Annotated in this window: 18 protein-coding genes and 2 tRNA genes; 3 read left to right on the top strand and 17 right to left on the bottom strand. The window is 70.1% G+C overall.

Annotated features, from left to right (window positions below):
- Positions 1–24: 24 nt before the first annotated feature.
- Complete coding sequence (locus GFH29_RS00095) at positions 25–465, bottom strand: DUF3817 domain-containing protein (RefSeq protein ID WP_153321489.1); 441 nt, start codon at positions 463–465, stop codon at positions 25–27.
- Positions 462–1,802, bottom strand: coding sequence for an SURF1 family cytochrome oxidase biogenesis protein (locus GFH29_RS00090; protein ID WP_194289045.1), 1,341 nt, complete (start codon positions 1,800–1,802; stop codon positions 462–464). Before GFH29_RS00090 ends, GFH29_RS00095 begins: the two co-directional genes overlap by 4 nt.
- Positions 1,803–2,320: 518 nt before the next feature.
- Between GFH29_RS00090 and GFH29_RS00085 the strand changes: the two genes are divergently transcribed.
- Positions 2,321–3,496, top strand: coding sequence for a tyrosine-type recombinase/integrase (locus tag GFH29_RS00085; protein ID WP_153321487.1), 1,176 nt, complete (start codon positions 2,321–2,323; stop codon positions 3,494–3,496).
- A gap of 76 nt (positions 3,497–3,572) precedes the next feature.
- Positions 3,573–5,249 (top strand): DNA glycosylase AlkZ-like family protein, encoded by a 1,677-nt coding sequence (locus GFH29_RS00080; RefSeq protein ID WP_153321486.1) that lies wholly within the window; start codon positions 3,573–3,575, stop codon positions 5,247–5,249.
- Between the two features lie 320 nt (positions 5,250–5,569).
- On the opposite strand, the gene GFH29_RS00075 is transcribed toward GFH29_RS00080, so the two are convergent.
- The 14 genes from GFH29_RS00075 to GFH29_RS00015 all read right to left on the bottom strand — a co-directional run bounded on the left by GFH29_RS00075 (position 5,570) and on the right by GFH29_RS00015 (position 20,506).
- Positions 5,570–5,767 (bottom strand): helix-turn-helix domain-containing protein, encoded by a 198-nt coding sequence (locus tag GFH29_RS00075; RefSeq protein WP_153321485.1) that lies wholly within the window; start codon positions 5,765–5,767, stop codon positions 5,570–5,572.
- Positions 5,760–6,005 (bottom strand): hypothetical protein, encoded by a 246-nt coding sequence (locus GFH29_RS00070; protein WP_153321484.1) that lies wholly within the window; start codon positions 6,003–6,005, stop codon positions 5,760–5,762. Before GFH29_RS00070 ends, GFH29_RS00075 begins: the two co-directional genes overlap by 8 nt.
- Positions 6,006–6,176: 171 nt before the next feature.
- Positions 6,177–8,858, bottom strand: coding sequence for a MobF family relaxase (gene mobF, locus GFH29_RS00065; RefSeq protein ID WP_153321483.1), 2,682 nt, complete (start codon positions 8,856–8,858; stop codon positions 6,177–6,179).
- Positions 8,859–9,358: 500 nt separating this feature from the next.
- Positions 9,359–9,431, bottom strand: a tRNA-Ala gene (locus tag GFH29_RS00060).
- Positions 9,432–9,458: 27 nt separating this feature from the next.
- Positions 9,459–9,602, bottom strand: coding sequence for a DLW-39 family protein (locus tag GFH29_RS20370; RefSeq protein WP_194289050.1), 144 nt, complete (start codon positions 9,600–9,602; stop codon positions 9,459–9,461).
- A 53-nt stretch (positions 9,603–9,655) separates the two neighbouring features.
- A tRNA-Ile gene (locus GFH29_RS00055) sits at positions 9,656–9,732 on the bottom strand.
- Between the two features lie 115 nt (positions 9,733–9,847).
- Positions 9,848–10,522, bottom strand: coding sequence for a DUF3566 domain-containing protein (locus GFH29_RS00050; RefSeq protein ID WP_153321482.1), 675 nt, complete (start codon positions 10,520–10,522; stop codon positions 9,848–9,850).
- Complete coding sequence (gene gyrA / locus GFH29_RS00045; RefSeq protein ID WP_194289570.1) at positions 10,522–13,260, bottom strand: DNA gyrase subunit A; 2,739 nt, start codon at positions 13,258–13,260, stop codon at positions 10,522–10,524. The genes GFH29_RS00050 and gyrA overlap by 1 nt, the downstream gene beginning before the upstream one ends.
- Positions 13,261–13,311: 51 nt before the next feature.
- Entirely contained in the window at positions 13,312–15,483 is a 2,172-nt protein-coding gene (gyrB, locus tag GFH29_RS00040; protein ID WP_153321480.1) for a DNA topoisomerase (ATP-hydrolyzing) subunit B, read from the bottom strand.
- Positions 15,484–15,743: 260 nt separating this feature from the next.
- Entirely contained in the window at positions 15,744–16,322 is a 579-nt protein-coding gene (locus GFH29_RS00035; RefSeq protein ID WP_228387657.1) for a DUF721 domain-containing protein, read from the bottom strand.
- Positions 16,312–17,466, bottom strand: coding sequence for a DNA replication/repair protein RecF (gene recF, locus GFH29_RS00030; RefSeq protein WP_153321479.1), 1,155 nt, complete (start codon positions 17,464–17,466; stop codon positions 16,312–16,314). Before recF ends, GFH29_RS00035 begins: the two co-directional genes overlap by 11 nt.
- 6 nt (positions 17,467–17,472) lie before the next feature.
- Positions 17,473–18,408, bottom strand: a complete 936-nt coding sequence (gene gnd / locus GFH29_RS00025) for a phosphogluconate dehydrogenase (NAD(+)-dependent, decarboxylating) (RefSeq protein WP_153321478.1) — start codon at positions 18,406–18,408, stop codon at positions 17,473–17,475.
- A 91-nt stretch (positions 18,409–18,499) separates the two neighbouring features.
- Positions 18,500–19,636, bottom strand: coding sequence for a DNA polymerase III subunit beta (gene dnaN, locus GFH29_RS00020; protein WP_153321477.1), 1,137 nt, complete (start codon positions 19,634–19,636; stop codon positions 18,500–18,502).
- Positions 19,637–20,089: 453 nt separating this feature from the next.
- Positions 20,090–20,506: an organic hydroperoxide resistance protein gene (locus GFH29_RS00015; RefSeq protein ID WP_153321476.1), complete on the bottom strand. Its 417-nt coding sequence runs from the start codon at positions 20,504–20,506 to the stop codon at positions 20,090–20,092.
- 54 nt (positions 20,507–20,560) lie between these two features.
- On the opposite strand from GFH29_RS00015, the gene GFH29_RS00010 reads away from it, so the two are divergent.
- The gene (locus tag GFH29_RS00010) at positions 20,561–21,046 is read left to right on the top strand and encodes a MarR family winged helix-turn-helix transcriptional regulator (protein ID WP_153321475.1); all 486 of its coding nucleotides are present in this window, start codon (positions 20,561–20,563) and stop codon (positions 21,044–21,046) included.
- Here GFH29_RS00010 and dnaA read toward each other — a convergent pair.
- On the bottom strand, positions 21,037–22,521 hold the full coding sequence (dnaA, locus tag GFH29_RS00005; protein WP_153321474.1) for a chromosomal replication initiator protein DnaA: 1,485 nt from the start codon (positions 22,519–22,521) through the stop codon (positions 21,037–21,039). The two genes, GFH29_RS00010 and dnaA, sit on opposite strands and share 10 nt — an antisense overlap.
- Positions 22,522–22,725 lie beyond the last annotated feature (204 nt).

Raw genomic sequence — 22,725 nt, 5'->3', positions numbered from 1 at the left:
GCGCCGGTCCTGACCCGTGGGCCGTCAGCCGCGCGGGCCGGAGGAGGAAGAAGAGGACGCGGCGGCCGCGGCGGCCTGTGCCTCGGCGAGGTCGGCGGCCTCGTCGGCGCGCACCCGCTTCACCGCGCGGTGCTCGGCCCAGAAGCTCAGCACCGGCACCGTGCCGGAGAGCAGGGTGACGATCGTGAAGCCGGCCTCCCAGCCCTCCTTGCGCGAGAGGTTGAACGCCGCGATCAGGAAGCCCATGTAGAGCCAGCCGTGCAGCACACCGAGGGTGCCGGTGATCCACTCCCCGGCCTCCTGGGCCGAGCCGCCGGGGGCGACCCAGCTCGGGGTGCTGTCGAAGATCCCCCACATGCCGGTGCCGTCGAAGTTGGCCAGCGGTACGCCGACCAGGCACAGCACGATCAGCAGGACACCGACGATGAGGGCCATCACGCGGTAGGCCACGAGAGAGCGGTTCACGAGTCCGACCGTACTCCCGTGGCGGCGGTCTCAACGGTCCCGGCCTCGCCCTGCGCGGCGACCGCGCGGCGGGCACGCACCCGGGCGACCGCCCGGTGCTCGGCCCAGAAGCTGAGGACCGGCACGGTGCCCGAGAGCAGCGTGACGACGGTGAAGCCGAGCGGCCACCGCTCGCGACGCGCCAGCGAGATCGCGGTGAGCAGGAAGCCCATGTAGAGCCAGCCGTGCAGCACCCCGAGGTTGGTGGTGATCTCATCGCCGAACTGCTGCACCGACGACCCTGGCGTGACCAGGCCGGGGGTGCTGTCGAAGAGCCCCCACATGCCGGTGCCGTCGAAGTTGGCCAGCGGTACGCCGACCAGGCACAGCACCACCAGCAGCACGCCGACGACGCTCGCCATCACCCGGTAGAGCAGGAAGCCCAGGTCGGTGCGGGAGTGCCCGGGCGTCACCGGCGTGACCGGCTCGGTGGCCACGCCGGTGGCGGTGCCGGTCCCGGCGGCCGCCGGGACGAGGTCGTCCCCCGCGTCGGGGTCAGGCCCGGCGCCGACGGCGCCCAGGCTCTCGGCCCGCTCCTCGGCGAGCTCGTCGCGGGTCCAGCGCAGCCAGATGAAGACCACGAACGCGGCGAAGAGCCACCACTCCACGGCGTACAGGAAGTTGCGCAGGCCGGTGAAGGCCTCCGACTTCGGCAGCTGGTCGAGCTCGGCGGGCACCAGGCCCGCGGAGCCGTCGTTGGTGGCCCGGTCGCCGGTCGGCCAGTTCCCCGCCGCGACGTGCTCGGGCGCGGCGACGATCGCGTAGCCGCCGTAGAGGTCCTGGTCGACGTGCTGCACCAGGTCGGCGAGGCGCACCTGCGGCAGGATGTCGTCGCTGCGGTCGGTGTCGACCTCGGTGGTGCCCTCGCCCGGCTGCAGCCAGCCCACCAGCTCGGCCTCACCGGACGGCGGCGCGGGCGCGCTGTCGACGTCGGCGGTCCAGCCACGCACGATCGGCAGCGCCGGGGCGTCGGCGCCGCCGCCGATCGCCAGCGGCGTGACCACCCAGTAGCCGGCCTCGCCGTCCGACTCGCGCCCGGAGATGTAGACGGTGCCGTCGGGCACCCAGGTGCCGTCGAGCAGCACCGGCTGGCCGATCTTGTCGCCGGGGAACGGGTCGTCGGGGCCGAACACGTCCTCGAGCGGGACCGGGTCGAGCCGGGTCAGGTCGGCCGCCTCGGCCTCCCGCGTGGCCTGCCACGACTGGAACTGCCACACCCCGAGCCACACGGTCACGACCAAGGCGAGCAGAGCGAAGAGATGCGCGCCCCAGGCACGCGGCGCGAGCAGTCTGGACACGACCTTCATGGTACGGAGCCGGCCCCGGCTTCCCCACGTCCACGGGCGCGATCGAGACCGACGCCACTCGGGCGGGCGGCGGGGGGTGCGTCCTTATCGGCGCAATTGCTGGGATTGATACCTGTCTGCGGCCCGGGGAGGTGTTTTCCCCAGCAATTGCGCCAAAAGACACCGGGCCCCGGGCCCGCTGTCGCGTCAGGTCGACCGGATCACCGCGCGGACGGTGGCTGTGACGGCGAGGTCGATGGCCCTTGGCCAGAAGACTCCGAAAATGAAGAAGGACCCGGGGTGGAGCCCCCGGGTCCTTCAGTGGAGCCTAGGGGACTCGAACCCCTAACCCCCTGCTTGCAAATCGGCCTGGAGCAGGCGCAAGATGGCTCTGACCTGCAGAAACGTCGGACACGGGTGGACAAGATTCCCCCATTGGGGACATTCTTTCCCCCACCAGTCCCCCACAGGGACTCCCGTTGCCAACCAAGCAGGGGGGTTAGGGATCGGGCTCGAAGGGCGGCACTCGGATGGCCAGACGACGAGGCTTCGGTGAGGTCGAGCGGCGGGTCAGCGCCACCGGCACGGTGACCCACCGCGCTCGCTATGCCATGCCCGACGGCACCCGCTACTCCCGCACCCTCGCCACCAAGATGGACGCCGAGGCGTGGCTTGCCGCCGAGCGGGCGTTGGTCGACCGGGAGGAGTGGACTCCGCCCCGGGCCCGCCAGGCGGCGGAGTCCAAGCGGCAGGCCGCCGCGGCCTGGAACACGTTCGGCTCGTTTGCCGAGCGCTTCGTGGTGGAGCGCGGCCTGCGGCCGACCACCCAGCGGAACTACCGGCAGCTGCTGCGGTCGCGGATCCTGCCGTACTTCGATGAGATGCCGCTGATCGAGGTCACCCTGTCGGAGATCAAGCAGTGGCGCGCCTCGCTCGATCCCGCCACCGAGTCGAGCAACGCCGCGGCCTACCGGCTCGTGCGCTCGATCCTCCAGTCGGCCGAGGAGGAGGAGCTCATCTTCCGTGCGCCACCGAAGATCCGCGGCGCCGGCTCCGCTCGCGTGAAGCGGGTCGCCGTGCCGGCGACCCTCGACGAGCTGGCGGTCATCACCGAGGCGATGCCCGAGCGGCTGCGCCTGTTCATCGTGCTCGCCGCGTTCGTCGGACTCCGCCAGGGTGAGCTGTTGGAGCTGCGACGCTCCGATGTCGAGGGCATCAGCGGTCGGGTCAGCGTGACCCGCAAGGTCGACAAGGACGTGATCCCTGGGACCAAGGACGCCTGCCCCCACTGCGGTCGGGTCATCAGCGCACCGAAGACCGCCAGCGGAGTGCGCACCGTGCACGTCCCGCCGCCGTTCCTCCCGATGCTGCAGAAGCACCTGCTCGAGCACACCGCTCCCGGTCCGGCTGGACTGCTGTTCGGCGGCGATCGGACCGACCACATGAGCGTGCGGTACCTGATGGACCGCTACCGGCCGGCGCGGGAGAAGGCCGGGCGCCCGGACCTGACCATCCACCACCTGCGCCACACCGCGCTGACGTTGGCCGGCCAACACGGCGCGACCGCCGCCGAACTGCAGGCGCGTGCCGGCCACGCATCCCAGGCCGCCATGGCGATCTACCAGCACGCCACCCTCGATCGGGACAAGGCGCTGTCGGAGCGGATCGGCGAGACGTACGACGCTTGGAGTCACGCCCGCCAATGAACGGTCTATGCATATTTATGGAGGTCACCAGCCTGTCGCCTTGCCAGCGCCATAACTATGTATAACTATGGTCGGCATGACCCCGGACGAACTCGCTGACCTGGTCGCCGCAGGTGAATCCTTCACCGTGGAGTTCAAGCGCGGCCAGCGGTCGGCGATGAGCGACAACGACATCGTGGACGCCGTCATCTGCTTGGCGAACGGCGACGGCGGCCTGCTGCTGATCGGGGTCGAGGACGACGGCAGGATCACCGGGCTGGAGCCCAGGCACGGCACGAGCACGCAGCCAAACCTGCTCCAAGCGATGATCCTCAACAGGACCGAGTCGCCGCTGGCAACGGCGATCGAGCTGGTGGAACTGGACGGCCTGCCGGTAGCAGTCATCGACGTACCCAAGGCACCGATTCCCGTCGGCTCCAAGTCCGGCAAGTACGTGAGGCGCTCGCTCCGCGCGGACGGCAAGCCCGAGTGCGTCGCCTATCCCCTGCACGAGATGTTGTCGGTAGGACTGACGGCACAGGGTCGTGACTACGCAGCGACTCCCGCTCGCGGCGCGCGGATCGAGGACCTCGACCCCGTCGAGTTCGACAGGTTCCGCCGTATGTGTGCGGCCGGCAAGGGCGACCGCACGCTCGCAGAACTCAGTGACCAGGAACTTCTGCGGAGCCTTCGTCTCGTACTGCCGGAACACGGCAACGAACTCACTCTTGGCGCGATCCTGCTCTTCGGTACATCCACGTCCCTAGAACGTTTCGTGCCGACTGCCGAAGCCGTGTTCCAAGAGTTGCGCGGCACCACGGTCACCGCCAACGAGACGATCAGACTTCCCCTGCTCCGAGCTGCCGAGCGCCTCTTCGAACTTATCGATGTCCGCAACTCCGAGCAGGAGCTGATAGTGGGGCTCCACCGGATCGGCGTTCCGAGAGTTCCTGATGGAACCATCCGCGAATCGATCGCTAATGCCCTTGTCCACCGCGACTACTCCGAGGTCGGTCCTGTCGCGGTGCAACTCAGCGAGGACCGCTTCCGCGTGCGCAGTCCCGGTGGATTCCCGGCGGGCATCACACTCCAGAACTTCCTCGACGATTCGAAGCCACGCAGCCCGATCCTGGCGGAGGCGTTCAAGCGCGCGGGGATCGTCGATCGCGCGGGCCGCGGCATCCGCGAGATGTACGTTCAACTGCTGCGTACTGGCCGGGGTGTTCCGGACTACTCAGCGACGAACGCCAACGCCGTGATCGTGCAGATCAGCACGAGCGATGCCGACCTGGAAATGGTGCGGTTCGTACTCGAGTACGAGGACGCGGACGGCCGAGTCCTCCTACTTCCACAGTTGCAGATACTCCACGAACTCAAGGCGATGGGGCCAGAGACGACGCGCGAACTGGTCGAGGCGCTCAACGAGGGCGAGTCGTCAGTTCGGACCCACCTCGCCCGCCTCATCGAGATGGGATTCGTCGAGTCACGGGGACCTGGACGCAATAGGCGACACCACCTGACGGCAGCGTTCTACCGGCTCGCGCAGTCGAGCGAGTACGTGCGGCTCCAGGACACTGATCCGATCCAGCAGGAGCACATGATCCTTGCCTACGTAGACCAGTTCGGAAGCATCACGCGAAGCAAGGCGGCAGAACTGTGTCACCTCAGTCCGGGCCAGGCTCGTACCGTCCTGAAGCGGCTGACGGAAGCTGGCGAGCTTGAACTGCGGGGGGAACGACGAGGCTCCTACTACGTCCGGGCGACACGCACCTAACCTCCCGACCCCACAGGCTCGCCGAAGAGCCCGGGGTGAACCGGAGCGACGCATCGAGGCATCGATTTGTGGCTTACCGGAGGAAGAATCGTCAAGCTTCTCCAGGCGGCCCTCCGTGGCCAACGATCGCCGCGCGGGCGGTGGCCGCGACGGCAAGGTCGACGCCGGTGGTCTCGCGCCAGCGGACCGGCAGATCGATGTCGCCGGGCAGTTCGAGCCAACGCCAGGCCGGGGGCTTCGCGCCGTGCAGGTCCAGACGTACTCGGAACCCGCGAACCTCGCCCGGGACAGGGCGCAGGGTCGGCTCTAGGTTGCGCCCGTCACCACCGCGCTGAGGGGATCTGCCGAGGCGCGGCCTCCAGGTCTTCGAGCTTGATCCGGATGGCCCGCTTGCCGCAGCGGTAGGCCGGAAGCGTGCCGGCGGCGATCCAGCGCCGGATGGTCTTGACCGAGACCGACATGGCTTCGGCCGCTTCCTCGAGGCTGAGGTAGACCGGGACAGGGCGCCGCTCAGCCATCGGAACGCACCTCCGGCCGGGAGGTAGTGGCAGAGGCAGGGGCGAGGAAGCGTCGGGCCTCGGCGACGGTGATGTAGAGCCGGCCCACTCCCTGGAAGCGGGTCCACCGCGGGCCGACACCGCGCCGGCGCCAGTCGCGGACGGTGCGCTGCGGTGTACGGATGAGCTCGCAGAACTCCTCGAACAGGATCAGGTTGTTGTCGTCCCAGTCGTCCGGGATGCCGATGGGGGTCACCATGACTTCGCCTCTCGCTGTGGTCGCCGACGGATTCGACGACTCGGTGCCTTGAGAAGCGACATCGCGGTCAACGGATCGGCCACCTGTGACCGCTGCCGTCGGGACCCCAGCCTCTCTGGTCACCTATGTCCACCGGCCTGATCCCTACGATCAGTCGACGTGGGAAGTAGGTCAGCGACCTACTCCGCGGGAGCTCGGTCGAGGAGCCGGAATCGGCGGGGGTGGACGACGCGGGCCGTCGCGCAAGACCGCAGCCTGAAGTCCCAGGGCGGGCGGCCCCACGTTCGGTCCGTACCGGTCGATGTCGTCCGCTGCTCTCTCTGCGGCGTGCGTGGGCCCGAGGTCGGCGCGGTCGCGGTTGAAGATGTCGACCCATTGGCTGCGGGCGTCGTCGACCGTCTCGGCGACGAGGTGGGCGACGTTGCGGTGGCGGCCACGGGTCATCCCGACGTACGCCGACGCGGCGCCGGTGGTCTCGCCGAGTGCGAGGTGTGCGGAGTCGACGGTCTCTCCCTGGGCTCCGTAGGCGGTGGTGGTGAACGCGAGCTCGACGTGATCGCTGACGTACGCAGCCGGCAGGGTGCGTTGGCCGGCGCGGCCAGTGACGAACAGGCTGGCGTCGTCGCCGACTCCGGCCACGGTCCAGGTGTCGCGGTTGGCCACTTCGAGGTTGCGGTCGTTGCGTCGGGTGGCGACCCGGTCGCCGAGCGCGATCTGCTCACCACGGCGTGTGGTGAGCTCACCAGTGCGCTCACCAGGCTCGCCGTGGCGGCGGTCGCGGATGGCTGAGTTGAGGGTCCCGACCTGCTCGCGGGTGTCGGTGATGACGAGCTGGTCGCCCTCGGCGCCGATCATGGCCAGGGCCGCCGTGCGTTCGACCTCGGTGGCATGGACGACGACCTCGCCGCGTTCGAGTAGGGCGTCGAAGACCTCACCGGACCGCTCCCCGGTTCGCATGAGCAGGCTGAGGTCGGCGTACGCGGGATCGCGGAACCGGTGGACCGACTCGAGCTCGTGGTGCCCTTCGGGTCGCACCCAGCGTGCGGCGAGGTCGAGGACCCCTCCCCGGCCGACGGCCGGGAGCTGGTGGCGATCGCCGAGGAGCGCGACGACGGCGTGCGCTCGGTCGGCGATGGCGAACAGCGCACGGGCGGTGTCCTGGTCGAGCATGCCGGCCTCGTCGACGAGGAGGACATCGCCGGGTGGCAGTCGGGCGCGGGCCTCGGGCGCGGCCTCGGTCTGCGACCAGTGCCCGTCCTCGTCCCAGCGATAGCCGTGCTGATGGATGAGCCAGGCGGCGGAGAAGGCGGCGGTGCCGACCTGCTGTTGCGCTGCTTGGGCTGCCTTGAGGGTGGGGGTGACCACCACGAGCCGGCGATCGGCGTCGTCGAGAACGTCGCGCGCGGCGGCCAGTGTGGTGGTCTTGCCGGTGCCGGCGGCGCCTTCGATCACGATCAGACCGGCGTCGCAGGCGTCGCCGGCGAGGGCGGCGACGACTCGCTGTTGCGCGGGGTCCAGGTGCGCGACGCCGCGGAGCCGGACCGCGTCAGTGACCGGCCGTGTGGAGCGTGAAGCGATGCTGTCGACCAGGTCGGCTTCGACGGCGAGGACACGTTCGGACGTCAGACTGCGGACGTGCTCCGGGACGTCATCGCGGTCCAGCAGCGGCACGCATCGTGCAACGGCACGGTCGGCGACGTCCTCGACCAGCTCGCGACGGACGGGTCGCTCGGCGACCACGCCGGCGGAGGCGATCAGTCGTTCGGCCTCGCCGCGGATGTCAGCCGCGTTCCATGCCGACCGCTTGGCGTCGAGTCGAAGGAGGATCAGCTCGACTGCCACGTCGCGGTTGATCGCGCCGATGGCCGGCGCACGCCGTTTCAATGTCTCTAAATCCTTTAAACATGGCTCGGCAGCCGGCGGCGCCGGCGCACAGAAGCCGAGGTCGTGCAGCTCCTCGTTCCATCGCGTCACCAGATCGCCGCCGTCCTTGGGAACGACCTTGTCGGGCCGCGCGTCCGCCCACGCGCGCCGATCCCAGGTACGCCGCAGCCGCGGGCCCGGTTCCTGGCCTGGGTGCTCGGCTCGCCAGGCGGCCTCGTACCGGTCGACGTTGCGGTTGATCTGGGCCGCGCGCTGACTGAACCGGCCGGAGTACGGCGCGAGCTGCTGGATCTCGCCGTCCTCGTCGAGGCTGTAGCCGCGCGCAGCGAGCGCGGCCCGGAACTCGGGGTCGCACATCACGGCAGCATGACCGATGCCGTTGAGCGCCTCGATGCTGTCGACGACGCCAACCGAGTGCAGGCCCCGCCACGCTCCGCGCGCGAAGACGCGTGCGTTGATCTGCACGTGGAGGTGGCGGTGCGGGTCGCCGGCCCGCGAGGTGTAGTGACGCACCACGGCCGCCTCGATCATCTCGACCGGCACCTGCACCTGTCGGCCGCGTGGTCCGACCCGGGTGGTGGCATGGTCGGCCACCCACCCGATCACCTCGCTCGCGGCCCGACCCATGGCCGCGTCGTACGCCGCGGCGATGTCGGGGTGGAGTGCGGCGGCGAGCGACCAGGACTTCGGCCCGTTGACGACGACCTCGACGAACCGCAGCGCACGTGCGTCGTCGCGCAGGCGCCCCTTGGCTGTGTCTGTCAGGACGTCGTACCCGCCGACCCAGCGCTCGTATGCCGGGCCGTCGAGGTCCCCGACGCGCCGCACAGCTCCGGGGCCGGCGAGGTAGTGCTCGGCCAGGCCGCTGCCTTCGGCCAGGTAGTAGTCGTCAGCGCGGGAATGGTCGGCCTCGACGTAGGAGCGCGCAGCGGCTGCAGAGCCGCGGTAGAACTTCACTCCCCCGTGCATCGGCCTCGTCACCGCCCGTCAGTACTCGTCATCTAGCCTTGAAATGACGCTCGGCCCGCCCCGGGGGGACGGACCGATCTACGGACCTTCGTAGCATGCGTGCCGCTGTTTGGTGAGCGCTGGAAGCGATCAAACGGGAGCTCATCTGAGGTCCGTCGGAACTCGTCATGTGTCGTCAGAGCAACGACCCCGGGACGAGGAAGCAGCACGTCCTGGGCAAGCTCCTCAACGACTTCGAGCTCTACGCCACTTCTCCCGACACACGCCTGCTGCAGGCCGCCAGCCCCCTATGGCGTCCCGTCGGGTCGCGCAACGCCCACGGGCCCCAGAGCCGCGACGAGGCTTTGAAGCCGCTGATCAAGGTCCATGGCGCTTGAGACGATGCCCACAGCGCTATCCCCCACCAGTCCCCCACAGCCCGATACGACTTAGCAGGGGGTTAGGGCCTCCAAGGGCCCAAAATGAAGAAAGACCCGAGGTGGAGCCCTCGGGTCTTTCAGTGGAGCCTAGGGGACTCGAACCCCTAACCCCCTGCTTGCAAAGCAGGTGCGCTACCAATTGCGCCAAGGCCCCCGGCTGGGAAAGAGCGGTGGAGCGAGCTCAGACCCGGTCGGCGGTACGGGCGCCGGTGACCGAGTCGGTCGCCTCGGCCCAGAGAGCCTGCTCGGCGCGGCCCGCGTCGATCTTGCGCTTCGCGGCCACGGCCCCGAGGGCGGCGAGCGCCACCAGGATGATCTTCTTCATCATGCCTCCCGGCGCTTCGCGGACGTGGGTGGAGCTGGCGGTGCGGGTGGAACTGGTGGGCCTAACAGGACTTGAACCTGTGACCTCTTCCTTATCAGGGAAGCGCTCTAACCGTCTGAGCTATAGGCCCGCAACCGGACAAGCCGGTCGCGGTCGCACGGGGCAACCGAGGGGAGACGTTACCCCACCCGCGCGGAGGCGGACAAAACGAGGTCCGCTCCCGCGCGCGGGATGTGGCGCAGACCTCAGTTGTCCTCGGCCAAGGTGACCTCGATGCCACCGAGCAGCGCCGCGGCCATGTTGTAGAGGAACGCGCCGAGGGTCGCGATCGCGGTGAGCAGTACGACGTCGACCACGGCCACCAAGGTCGTGAAACCGAGCACGCGCGCGGTGCCGAGGTAGTTCTCGATGTTGAACTCGTCGGCCTGCTCGCCGCCGACGATGTCGCGGACCGAGGAGTTGATCGAGTCCCAGACGCCGGCGGCGCCGAGCACCGACCACACCATCAGCACCGACACGATCGTCACCACGCCGAAGGCGATCGCGAGCAGGAACGCCGTCTTCATCACCGACCACGGGTCGATGCGGGTCAGGCGCAACCGGGCCCGGCGCGGCGGGCGGCCCGACGCGGTCGGGGCCGCAGCGGGTGCCTCGGCGCCGGCACCGGCGCTCGCGCTGGCGCGGTGCTCGTCAGCGGCACCGGTCAGCTTCGCCTGGATCCGCTCACCCAGTCCGGGGCGTACCGCCGTCTTCTCGGTGTCCGTCTCGGCGGCCGTCCCAGCCTCGGGGGTCTCGCCCGTCGGCGCGTCCGTCGGGGACACCTGGGGTCGGCCCTTCGGCTTGGCACCCTGCTTCTGGGCGGCGTCAGTCCCCTGCGCCGGGAGGCGGGTCGAGGTGCTCTCGACGGAACGGTCGGGCATCAGGCCTCATCCCCAGGGTCCACATCACCCTCGTCGGTGTCGGTCCCCACGATTGTTGCACTGCCGTCCTCATCGGGCGACGCGCTGGTCGGGACCTCGTCGGGTCCTGCGCCGGGCTCTGCGCCGGGCTCGGCCTCGTCGGCCTCCTCGGTCTTGGCCTCGATCGAGCGGGCCACGACCTTGACCGAGTCCCCGGACTTGGGCGACACGAACTTCACGCCCTGCGTCGAGCGACCCGTCGGGCGGAAGTCCTCGTTGATCGGGCTGCGTACGACCTGGCCGCTCTCGGTGATCGAGAGGACCTCGTCGCCGTCCTCGACGATGAACGCACCGACCAGGTGGCCGCGCGCCTCATTGGCCAGGGCCATCGCCTTGATGCCCAGACCGCCGCGGGACTGCAGGCGGTAGTCGCTGATCCGGGTGCGCTTGGCGAAGCCGCCGTCGGTGATCGTGAAGACGTACTGCGCCTTCACCTCCTCGACCTGCTCGCTGGTCGCCTCTACGCCGGCGGAGTCCTCGTCGTGATCGGAGAGCCCGGCGGCCTCCTCGGCCGCGACCTGCACGGCCCGGATCACCGAGAGCGAGAGCAGCGAGTCGCCGTCGCGGAACTTCATGCCGCTCACACCGGAGGTGGCCCGACCCATCGGGCGCAGCTGGGTGTCGTCGGCGCGGAACCGGATCGCCTGGCCCTTGCGGGAGACCAGCAGGATGTCGTCCTCGGAGCTCACCAGCTCGGCACCGATCAGCTCGTCGTCCTCGTCGCGGAAGTTGATCGCGATGACGCCGGCCTGGCGGGGGCTGTTGTAGTCGCCGAGCCGGGTCTTCTTGACCAGGCCGTTGCGCGTGGCGAGCACGAGGTACGGCGCCTGCTCGTAGTCACGGATCGCCAGCACCTGGGCGATGTGCTCGTCGGGCTGGAAGGAGAGCAGCCCGGCGACGTGTCCGCCCTTGGCGTCACGCAGCGCCTCGGGGAGGTTGTAGGCCTTGGTGCGGTAGACCCGGCCCGCGGTGGTGAAGAACAGCAGCCAGTGGTGGTTGCTGGTCGCGATGAAGTGCTCGACCACGTCGTCGCCGCGCAGGGTCGCGCCACGCACGCCCTTGCCGCCGCGCTTCTGGGTGCGGTACTGGTCGGCGCGGGTGCGCTTGGCGTAGCCGCCGCGGGTGATCGTCACGACGAGGTCCTCGTCGGGGATCAGGTCCTCCATCGACATGTCGCCGGAGGCCGCGATGATCTGGGTACGCCGCTCGTCGCCGTACTTCTCCACGATCTCGGCGAGCTCGTCGGCGACGATCTGGCGCTGTCGGGCGACGTTGGCGAGGATGTCGCGGTAGTCGGCGATCTCGATCTCGATCGCGGCGAGCTGGTCGATGATCTTCTGGCGCTCCAGCGCGGCCAGGCGGCGCAGCTGCATGTCGAGGATCGCGTTGGCCTGGAGCTCGTCGATCTCCAGCAGCGCGATCAGGCCCTGGCGGGCGTCGTCGACCTCGGGGGAGCGGCGGATCAGCGCGATGACCTCGTCGAGCATGTCGAGGGCCTTGACCAGGCCGCGCAGGATGTGGGCGCGCGCCTCGGCCTCGCGGAGCAGGAACTCCGTGCGCCGGCGGATGACCTCGACCTGGTGGGTGACCCAGTGGCTGATGAACTGGTCGATCGAGAGCGTGCGCGGCACGCCGTCGACCAGCGCCAGCATGTTGGCGCTGAAGTTGGTCTGCAGCTCGGTGTGCTTGAGCAGGTTGTTGAGCACCACCCGGGCGACCGCGTCGCGCTTGAGCACGACGACGAGGCGCTGGCCGGTGCGGTCCGAGGTGTCGTCGCGCACGTCGGCGATGCCCTGCACCCGCCCGGAGTCGGCGAGCTCGGCGATCTTCACCGCGAGGTTGTCGGGGTTGACCATGTAGGGCAGCTCGGTGATCACCAGGCAGGTGCGGCCCTTGGCGTCCTCGTCGACCTCGATCACCGCGCGCTGGGTGACCGAGCCGCGACCGGTGCGGTAGGCCTGCTCGATGCCCTGGGTGCCGACGATCAGCGCACCGTTGGGGAAGTCCGGGCCCTTGATGCGGGCGATGAGCGCGTCCTGGAGCTCCTCGCGGGTGGCGTCGGGGTGCTCCAGCGCCCACTTCGCACCCTCGGCGACCTCGCGCAGGTTGTGCGGCGGGATGTTGGTCGCCATGCCGACCGCGATGCCGGCCGAGCCGTTGACCAGCAGGTTCGGGATCCGCGAGGGCAGGACCGTCGGCTCCTGGGAGCGACCGTCGTAGTTCGGCTGGAAGTCGACGGTGTCCTTCTCGATGTCGCGGACCATCTCCAGCGCCAGCGGCGCCATCCGGCACTCGGTGTACCGCATGGCCGCGGCGGAGTCGTTGCCCGGCGAGCCGAAGTTGCCCTGGCCCTGGATCATCGGCGCGCGCATCACCCACGGCTGCGCGAGGCGGACCAGGGTGTCGTAGATCGCGGTGTCGCCGTGCGGGTGGTACTGACCCATGACGTCACCGACGACGCGGCTGCACTTGGAGAAGCCGCGGTCGGGGCGGTAGCCCCCGTCGTACATCGCGTAGAGCACGCGGCGGTGCACCGGCTTCAGACCGTCGCGTACGTCGGGCAGCGCGCGCCCGACGATCACCGCCATCGCGTAGTCGATGTAGGCGCGCTGCATGGAGGTCTTGAGCTCGACGGGCTCGATCCGGCCGCCGGGCGGCGGGATCGGGGGAGTGCCGCCGGAGGTGGGTGTCTCAGTCACGATGGAGCTTTCTGGTCGTGTCTACGGGAATCTAGTTCTGGCGCTAGAGAGCTAGATATCGAGGAATCGGACGTCCTTGGCGTTGCGCTGGATGAACGAGCGGCGCTGCTCGACGTCCTCGCCCATCAGGATCGAGAAGATCTCGTCGGCCTGCGCGGCGTCCTCGAGGGTGACCTGCAGCATCAGCCGCTGGTCGGGGTCCATCGTGGTCTCCCACAGCTCCTTGGCGTTCATCTCTCCCAGACCCTTGTAGCGCTGGACCGGGTTCTCCTTGGGCAGCTTCTTGCCCGCGGCGATGCCGGCGGCCATCAGCGCGTCGCGCTCGGCGTCGGAGTAGACGAACTCGTGCTCGTGGGGCTTGTTCCAGCGCAGCCGGTACAGCGGCGGCTGGGCCATGTAGACGTGGCCGTGGTCGATCAGCGGCTTCATGAAGCGGAACAGCAGCGTCAGCAGCAGGGTGTTGATGTGGTGGCCGTCGACGTCGGCGTCGGCCATCAGCACCACCTTGTGGTAGCGCAGCTTGTCGATGTCGAAGTCCTCCTGGATGCCGGTGCCCATCGCGGAGACGATGGACTGCACCTCCTGGTTGCCCAGGATCCGGTCCAGGCGGGCCTTCTCGACGTTGAGGATCTTTCCGCGGATCGGCAGGATCGCCTGGATCCGCGGGTCGCGGCCCTGGCGCGCCGAGCCGCCTGCGGAGTCACCCTCCACGATGAAGACCTCGCACTCGGCGGGGTTCGTCGACTGGCAGTCCGAGAGCTTGCCGGGCAGGCCGCCGCCACCGAGGATGCCCTTGCGGTTGCGCGCCAGGTCGCGGGCCTTGCGGGCCGCGATCCTCGCCGACGCCGCCGCCTGGGCCTTGCGCACGATGTCCTTGCCCTCGGCCGGGTTCTGCTCCAGCCAGGCGCCGAACTGGTCGTTCATCAGGCGCTGGACGAAGCCCTTGGCCTCGGTGTTGCCGAGCTTGGTCTTGGTCTGGCCCTCGAACTGCGGCTCGCCGAGCTTGACCGAGACGATCGCGGTCAGGCCCTCGCGGATGTCGTCGCCCTTGACCCGGTCCTCGGGCTTCTTGATCAGGCCCCACTCCTCACCCCAGTGGTTGACCAGGGAGGTGAGCGCCGCGCGGAAGCCCTCCTCGTGGGTGCCGCCCTCGTGGGTGTTGATGGTGTTGGCGAAGGTGTGGACCGACTCGGTGAAGCTGGTGTTCCACTGCATCGCCACTTCGAGGCTCATGTGGTTCTCGACCGACGGCGGCGTCTCAGCCTCGAAGGAGATGACCGTCGGGTTGGCCTTGTCCTTGCGCTTGTTGAGGTGCTCGACGTAGTCGACCAGGCCGCGGTCATAGCGGAAGACCTGCTCGAGCCCGCCGGTGTGGGCGCGGTGGATCGCCGCGCCGTCACCGGTCTCGGCGCCCTCGGCGGCATCCGCCACCGCGTCGCCCTCGACCGCGTCGACGACCTCCTCGGCCGCGGGGCGCTCGTCGCGCACCACGATCTCGAGGCCCTTGTTGAGGAAGGCCATCTCGCGCACGCGGTTGGTGATGGTCTCCAACGAGTACGTCGTGGTCTCGAAGATCTCCTCCGAGGCCCAGTAGGTCACCGTGGTGCCGGTCTCCTCGCCCTCCTCGAGCGGGCGGACCTGCTCGAGCGGGCCGTCGGGCTCACCGATGGTGAAGGACTGGCGCCACAGGTGGCCGCGGTTCTTGACGTCGACGATCAGGTGGGTGGACAGCGCGTTGACGACCGAGACGCCCACGCCGTGCAGACCGCCGGACACCTTGTAGCCGCCGCCGCCGAACTTGCCGCCGGCGTGCAGCATGGTGAGGGCCATCGTGACGGCCGGCATGTCCTGGCCGGGCGCGGTGTCGGTGGGGATGCCGCGACCGTTGTCCTCGACGCTGATCGCGCCGTCCTCGCGCAGGGTCAGCACGATCCGGTCGCAGTGGCCGGCGAGCGCCTCGTCGACCGCGTTGTCGATGATCTCCCAGATCAGGTGGTGCAGGCCGCGCTCACCGGTGGAGCCGATGTACATGCCCGGGCGCTTGCGCACCGCCTCGAGGCCCTCGAGCACCTGGATCGCCGAGGCGTCGTACTCGGTGTCGACGGCGGTGCTGCGCAGGCCGGTGACCTCCGGGATCGCGTCCTCGGTGGTCTCGACTGCGGGGGAGGTGCTGGTCTCGGGGGTCGTTCCGGACCCCTGCTCGACGTCGTTCTCCCCTGGCATGGCCACCTCTTCCTGGAAACGCGGGCGCGACCCAGCGAACGCCGGGCCGACATGGGACGGGTCGCGCACGGCGACCCAACGAGCATCCTACCCGCCAGAACGCCCGGAAACACGGACCGGGCCGCGCCCGTGGGGTCGTCTGGACCCCCCGGATGCCCCTGGGCGGTCCGCAAACGGCCCGAGAAGCGCCGCACAGGGGGTCGGACAGGGAGAGGTATGTCCACCAGGGCGCCCGTGCGGCGCGACCCCCGCGATACGGATCAGCCGTAGGTGTCGCGCGGGCCACGCCCGTCCCGGGACGAGAGCCGGCCCTTCTTCCAGGTCGGCAGATGCGGTCCGAGCACGTCGATCACGCTCACGGTGCCGTGCCCGAGCTCCTGGTTGAGCCGCTTCACCAGGCTCGGGGCGAGCAGCCTCAGCTGCGTCGCCCAGGCGGTGGAATCGGTGCGGACCACCAGCTTGGCATCGGCGAACGACTCCGGCTGGCAGTGCTGTGCGATCTCCGCGCCGACCAGCTGCTCCCAGCGGCCGAAGACGCCCTGCATGCGCAGGTCGAGCTCCCAGCCGCGGTCCCCGACCAGCCGGCTCAGCGTGGTGTCGAGCAGCTGGGGGTCGCGATCGTCGGGGTGCGAGCCGCTCACCCGCCCCGGCGCGCGGAACTTCGAGCGCGGCCGGCGCCGCGCGGCCGGCGAGCTGGACGCGGTCGACCGGGTCAGCGAGCGGGCCAGGTCGAGGCCGTCGTCGCGACGCTCCACCTCCTCCGCGGCCTCCGGCAGCAGCCCGCCGGTCCCCGGCGCGGGGACCTCGGGGCCGTCCGGGCCGTCGGGGTCAGGAGTCACGGCGCACCTCACCGCCGGCCACGGCGTACCGCACGCCGGCGAGCGCGGGCGGCACGTCCTCCGGGACGGCCGCGGTGACCAGCACCTGCTCGGCCCCCGCGACCAGCCCGGCGAGCTGCTCGCGGCGCTCGGTGTCGAGCTCGGCGAAGACGTCGTCGAGGATCAGGATCGGGTCGTCGCCCTCGGAGCGCAGCAGGTCGTAGGAGGCCAGGCGCAGCGCCAGCGCGAAGGACCACGACTCGCCGTGCGAGGCGTAGCCCTTCACCGGCAGCCGGCTCTCGTCGGGTCCGTGGCCGATGCTGAGCAGCAGCTCGTCGCGGTGCGGCCCCACCAGGGAGACGCCGCGGTCGAGCTCGTCGCCGCGCCGGCGCTCCACCTCGGCGAGCAGTGCCGCCTCCAGCTCGGCCGGCTCGCGTGCCCCGTCCAGGTCGAGGCTGGGCCGGTAGGCAATCGCTGCGTCGTCGCGGCGCGCGCCCCGCGCGACGGTCTCGTAGGCCTTGCCGACATACGGCGCGAGGTCCTCGACCACCCGCAGCCGGTGCGCCAGCAGCTCGGCGCCGATGCGGGTCAGGTGGGCGTCCCACACCGAGAGCGTCGAGAGCGCCGCCTCCTGCGAGGAGCTGCCGCGCCGGGCCGCCCCGGCGGTCTTGAGCAGCGAGTTGCGCTGCCGCAGCACCCGGTCGTAGTCGGCGCGGACCCCCGCCAGGCGCGGCGCGCGCAGCACCAGCAGGTCGTCGAGGAAGCGCCGCCGGTCCGACGGGTCGCCCTTGACCAGCACCAGGTCCTCGGGGGAGAAGACCACCGTGCGCACCAGGCCGATCAGGTCGCGCGAGCGCGGCAGGGCCGAGCGGTTGACCTTCGCCCGGTTCGCCTTGCCCGGGATCAGCTCGACCTCGAGCACCGCCGTACGACCGTCACGCACCACCGCTGCTCGCACCACCGCGCGCTCGGCGCCGGCGCGCACCAGCGGCGCGTCCGAGGCGACGCGGTGCGAGCTCAGCCGCGAGAGGTAGTCGATCGCCTCCACGAGGTTGGTCTTGCCCTGCCCGTTGCGCCCGACGAACGCCGTGACGCCCGGCTCGAGCGGGACCTCGACGGACGCGTAGGACCGGAAGTCGTGCAGGGTGAGGTGCGAGACGTACAACGCCGCCTAGCTCTCCACCGGACTGGGGTCGCCGGCCGCGGCCGCCGGCGCGTCGCCGCCGACCGGCGGCGCGGTGTGCATCGCGTGGCCGCCGAACTGGTTGCGCATCGCCGCGACCGCCTTCATGGCAGGGGAGTCGTCCTGGCGGGAGACGAACCGGGCGTAGAGCGCGGCGGTGATCGCGGGGGTCGCGACCGCGTGCTCGATGCCGGCCTCGACGGTCCAGCGACCCTCGCCGGAATCCTCGGCGTAGCCGCGGATGCCCTCCAGGTTGGGCTGCTCGTCGAGCGCGGCGACCAGCAGGTCCAGCAGCCAGGAGCGGATCACGGTGCCCTCGCGCCAGGAGCGGAACACCTCGGTGACGTTCTCGACCATGTCGACCTTCTCGAGCAGCTCCCAGCCCTCGGCGTAGGACTGCATGATCGCGTACTCGATGCCGTTGTGGACCATCTTGGAGAAGTGCCCGGCACCCACCTTGCCGGCGTGCACCGACCCGAACTCGCCCTCCGGGCGCAGGGTGTCGAACGCCGGCTGGACCAGCGCGACGTGCTCGAGGTCGCCGCCGTACATCAGCGCGTAGCCGTTCTCCAGGCCCCAGACTCCGCCGGACACGCCGCAGTCCACGAAGCCGATGCCCTTGGCGGCGAGCTGCTCGGCGTGCGCGATGTCGTCGGTCCAGCGCGAGTTGCCGCCGTCGACGACCACGTCGCCGGCCTCCAGCAGGTCCCCGAGGTCGGCGATCGTCTGCCGGGTCGGCTCCCCGGCGGGCACCATCACCCACACCACGCGGGGTGCGGGCAGTGCGGCGACGAGCTTGTCGAGGGAGTCGACGTCGCGACGCTCGGGGTCGTGGTCGAACCCGACCACGGTGTGCCCGCCGCGGCGCAACCGCTCGCGCATGTTGCCGCCCATCTTGCCCAGGCCGATGAGTCCGATCTCCATCACACATCTCCTCCAGATCAGGGAGTGGTTGCGGGGTCCTTCGCCCGACCCACGCTAGACCGTGGCGTGTGAGACGACGGCAGGCGTGGGCTCAGGAGAGCAGCCGGCGCGGCATCAGCAGGTAGCGGAAGGCCGGCGTGGTGCCGTCCTCCCGAGCGCCGCTGATGACGACCGGCTTGGAGGACTGGGTGAAGGCGAGCTCCACGTGCTCCTCGTCGATGGCGGTGAGGCCGTCGAGCAGGAACTGCGGGTTGAAGCCGGTCACGATGTCCTCGCCGTCGATCTGCGCCTCGATCGACTCCGAGGCCTGCGCCTCGTCGCCCGAGCCCGCGTCGAGGGTGACCACGCCGTCGCTGAACTTCAGCTGGACGGCGGTGTTGCGCTCGGCGACCAGCGCGACGCGCTTGACCGACTCGACCAGCTCGGACTTCTTGACCCGGGCGACCGTGAGGTGCTCGCTGGGGAACAGGCTGCGGACCTTGGGGAACTCCCCGTCCAGCAGCCGCGTGGTCGTGCGTCGTACGCCGCCGGCCGAGGCGCCCTCGAAGCCGATGATGCCCTCGCCGGCGCCGCTGGCGGCGAGCGCGATGGTCACCTCGCTGCCCGCGGTGAGGGACTTCGCGGTCTCGCCGAGCACCTTCGCCGGCACCAGCGCGGCGAGCGACTCGTCGGGGGTGCGGGGGTCCCAGCCGAGCTCGCGGTGCGAGAGGCGGAAGCGGTCGGTGGCCAGCAGCGAGATCGTCGAGCCCTCGATCTCGATCCGCACGCCGGTCAGCACCGGGAGCATGTCGTCGCGCCCGGCCGCGGTCACGGCCTGGGCGACGGCGTGGGCGAAGACGTCGCTCTGCACGGTGCCGGTCGCCGTCGGCATGTCCGGCAGGGTCGGGTACTCATCGACCGGCAGCGTCTGCAGGCTGAAGCGGGCCGAGCCGCAGGTCAGCGAGACGCGGGTGCCGTCGATCACCATGTCGATCGGCTTGGCCGGGAGGCTGCGGCAGATGTCGGCGAGCAGCCGGCCGCTGACGAGCGCGCGACCGTTCTCGGTCACGTCGGCGCGCAGCGTGGCGCGGGCGGAGGTCTCGTAGTCGAACGTCGACAGCACCAGGCCCTCGTCGTTGGTCTCGATGAGGAGGCCAGCGAGGACGGGCGCGCTGGGACGCACCGGCAGGCTGCGGGCAGCCCAGGCGACGGCATCGGCGAGCACGTCGCGTTCGACGCGGAACTTCACGGTGGTGGTCCTTCGAGGAGGAGGGCTGCTGGGGATCCGCATCCTGCCACGCCGTGGTCGGCACCGGCAGCGGAGGTGGGGCAGAACTTGTTCTTCGACCGGGTCGTGCGGCGGTGGTCTCGACCTGTCGTCGGAGAGGTTGTCCCCAGGTTGGAGCCCGAGTGGAAGTTCACTGGCAATCGATCCATGTAGAGGTAGGTCGGAGTCATAGGGTCGGTGGAAACTGTGGATGAACTGAATAAACGCAGGTCAGCACGCTCAATCCAATCCCACAGGGGGTGTGGAGGAACTCCGGACAGCTCACGGCCGCCTGTGCAGTCGAATGACAAGTTCCGCGCCGGACCACTGTTCCTCCACAACCCCTCCCGGAAATGACGACGGCGAACCACAGGAAGTCCACACCCTGCGAGGGGTGCCGGATTCGTGTGGTTCGCCGTCGGTGGCGGGGTCGGATCAGGCGATCGCGAGCTCCACGTCGATGTTTCCGCGGGTGGCGTTGGAGTACGGGCAGACCTGGTGGGCCTGCTCCACGAGCTCGCGGGCGCGCTCCTCATCGACCGCCGGCAGTGCGACCTCGAGGCGGACGGCGAGCTGGAAGCCGCCGTCGTCACGGGTGCCGATGCTGACGTCGGCGGCGACCTCGGAGTCGGTGACGTCAGCGCCGGCCTTGCCGGCGACGGCGCGCAGCGCGGAGTGGAAGCACGCGGCGTACCCCGCGGCGAAGAGCTGCTCGGGGTTGGTGCCGCCGCCGGCGCCGCCCATCTCGGGGGGCATCCGGACGTCGAGGTCGAGCATCTGGTCGACGGACTGGACGTGGCCGTTGCGGCCGTCGCCGGTGGCGACGGCGGAGGCGGTGTAGAGAGGCTTCATGCGCGCAAACCTATTGCGCACAATTGGATCGGGCAAGGGGTCTAGGATTTCGGTGTGCCCGACCCCGACCTCCCTCAGCTCGACCTCGACGCCCAGCTCTGCTTCCCCCTGTACGCCGCCACGCGCGCGCTGACGCGTCGCTACGGCGCGCTGCTGGCCGAGGCAGGGCTGACCTACCCCCAGTACCTCTGCCTGCTGGCGCTGTGGGAGAACGGCCGCGACGCCGACCCGCTCACGGTCTCCGGGCTGGGCCGGCGGCTGCGCCTGGACTCGGGGACGCTGACGCCGGTGCTCAAGCGGATGGAGGCCGCCGGGCTGCTGACGCGCCGGCGCGACGCGGCCGACGAGCGCCGGGTGCTGGTCGAGCTGAGCGAGCCGGGGTGGTCGCTGCGCGAGCGCGTGGCCGACGTACCGGCCCGCCTGGTGGAGGGGCTCACCTTCGCCCCCGCCGAGGCGGCGCAGCTGCGCGACCTGCTCGGTCGGCTGCTGGAGGACCTCGACGCCGCCCCGGCACCGGGACGCGGGTCAGCTCAGGACTGACGCGCCTGCATCTTGACGCGGTTGGTGAGCTCGCTGACCTGGTTGAAGACCGCGCGGCGCTCGGCGAGCAGCTGGTTGATCTTGCGGTCGGCGTACATCACGGTCGTGTGGTCACGGTTGCCGAACTGGGCGCCGATCTTGGGCAGCGACAGGTCGGTGAGCTCGCGGCACAGGTACATCGCGATCTGACGCGCCATCACCAGGTGGCGCCCTCGGCTGGGGCCGGTGATCTCCTCGATGGAGAGCCCGAAGTACGCCGCGGTCTGGGCGATGATCAGCGCGGCGGTGATCTCCGGCTCGCCGCCCTCGGGGATCAGGTCCTTGAGCACGATCTCGGCCAGGGTCATGTCGACCTCCTGGCGGTTGAGGTTCGCGAACGCCGTGACCCGGATCAGCGCGCCCTCGAGCTCGCGGATGTTGGTCTGGATCTTGGAGGCGATGAACTCCAGCACGTCCGGGGGTGCGGTGAGCCGGTCCATCGCGGCCTTCTTGCGCAGGATCGCGATGCGGGTCTCGAGGTCCGGGGGCTGGACGTCGGTGATCAGGCCCCACTCGAAGCGGTTGCGCAGCCGGTCCTCGAGTGTCTCGAGGCGCTTGGGCGGTCGGTCGCTGGTCAGCACGATCTGCTTGTTGGCGTTGTGGAGCGTGTTGAAGGTGTGGAAGAACTCCTCCTGGGTCTGGGTCTTGCCCTCCAGGAACTGGATGTCGTCGATGAGGAGCACGTCGACATCGCGGTAGCGCCGCTTGAACCGGTCCTGCCGGTCGTCGCGGATCGCGTTGATGAACTCGTTGGTGAACTCCTCGCTGGACACGTAGCGCACCTTGGCGCCGGTGTAGAGCGAGCGCACGTAGTGCCCGATCGAGTGCAGCAGGTGCGTCTTGCCCAGCCCGGAGTCGCCGTAGACGACCAGCGGGTTGTAGGCCTTGCCCGGTGCCTCGGCCACCGCGACGGCGGCGGCGTGCGGGAACCGGTTCGAGGAGCCGATGACGAAGGTCTCGAAGGTGTACTTCGGGTTCAGCCGGGTCTCGAGCGCCGAGGGCTTCGGGCCCGTGGACGGCGGCGGGAGCAGCTGGGTGTCTGCGACCGGCGTGGGCGAGAGGTCGCTGATATTTGTCGACATATCGACATGGAGATTCGACGTCTCGTTGCGCTCGGGAGCCGAGGTCGACGCCGGCTCGGCGGCGAGCGGCGGCGCGACCGCCGCCGCGTCGCGGCGCTCCTCCTCGAGGGCGGGGTTCACCGTGACCGCGATCCGGATCTCCCGGTCGAAGGCGACGGTGAGCGCGTCCTCGAGCTGTCCGCGCAGCCGGCCCTCGAGCTGGCCGCGGGTGAAGTCGTTGGCGACCGCGATGATCGCGGTGTTGCCGTGCAGCGTGACCGGCTCGCTGGCACGCAGCCAGGCACGCTGGTTGGGCTGGAGGTCCTCGACCACGCCGTGCCACGCAACATGGAGCTCGGTGGCGTCCTGGTCCACGGGTTCCTGCCCTTCCTTGGTGTCCTACGTCTCGCTCACCCGCACGCTCGGTGTCTCCACAACTTTGTCCACAGGCTGTGGACCTCGGTCCGCCTCGGCGGGCCAACCGCACCCTCCGGTCGTCCCGCAGGGCCATGGTGTCGACATCGGTGCTGGTCAGCGGCACTTTTCCGGACTTGGTGAATCCCGCCTGGACCGAGTCCG

Source organism: Nocardioides sp. dk884, assembly GCF_009557055.1.
Taxonomy (GTDB): Bacteria; Actinomycetota; Actinomycetes; order Propionibacteriales; family Nocardioidaceae; genus Nocardioides.
This window is presented reverse-complemented; position numbering and strand designations above follow the sequence as displayed.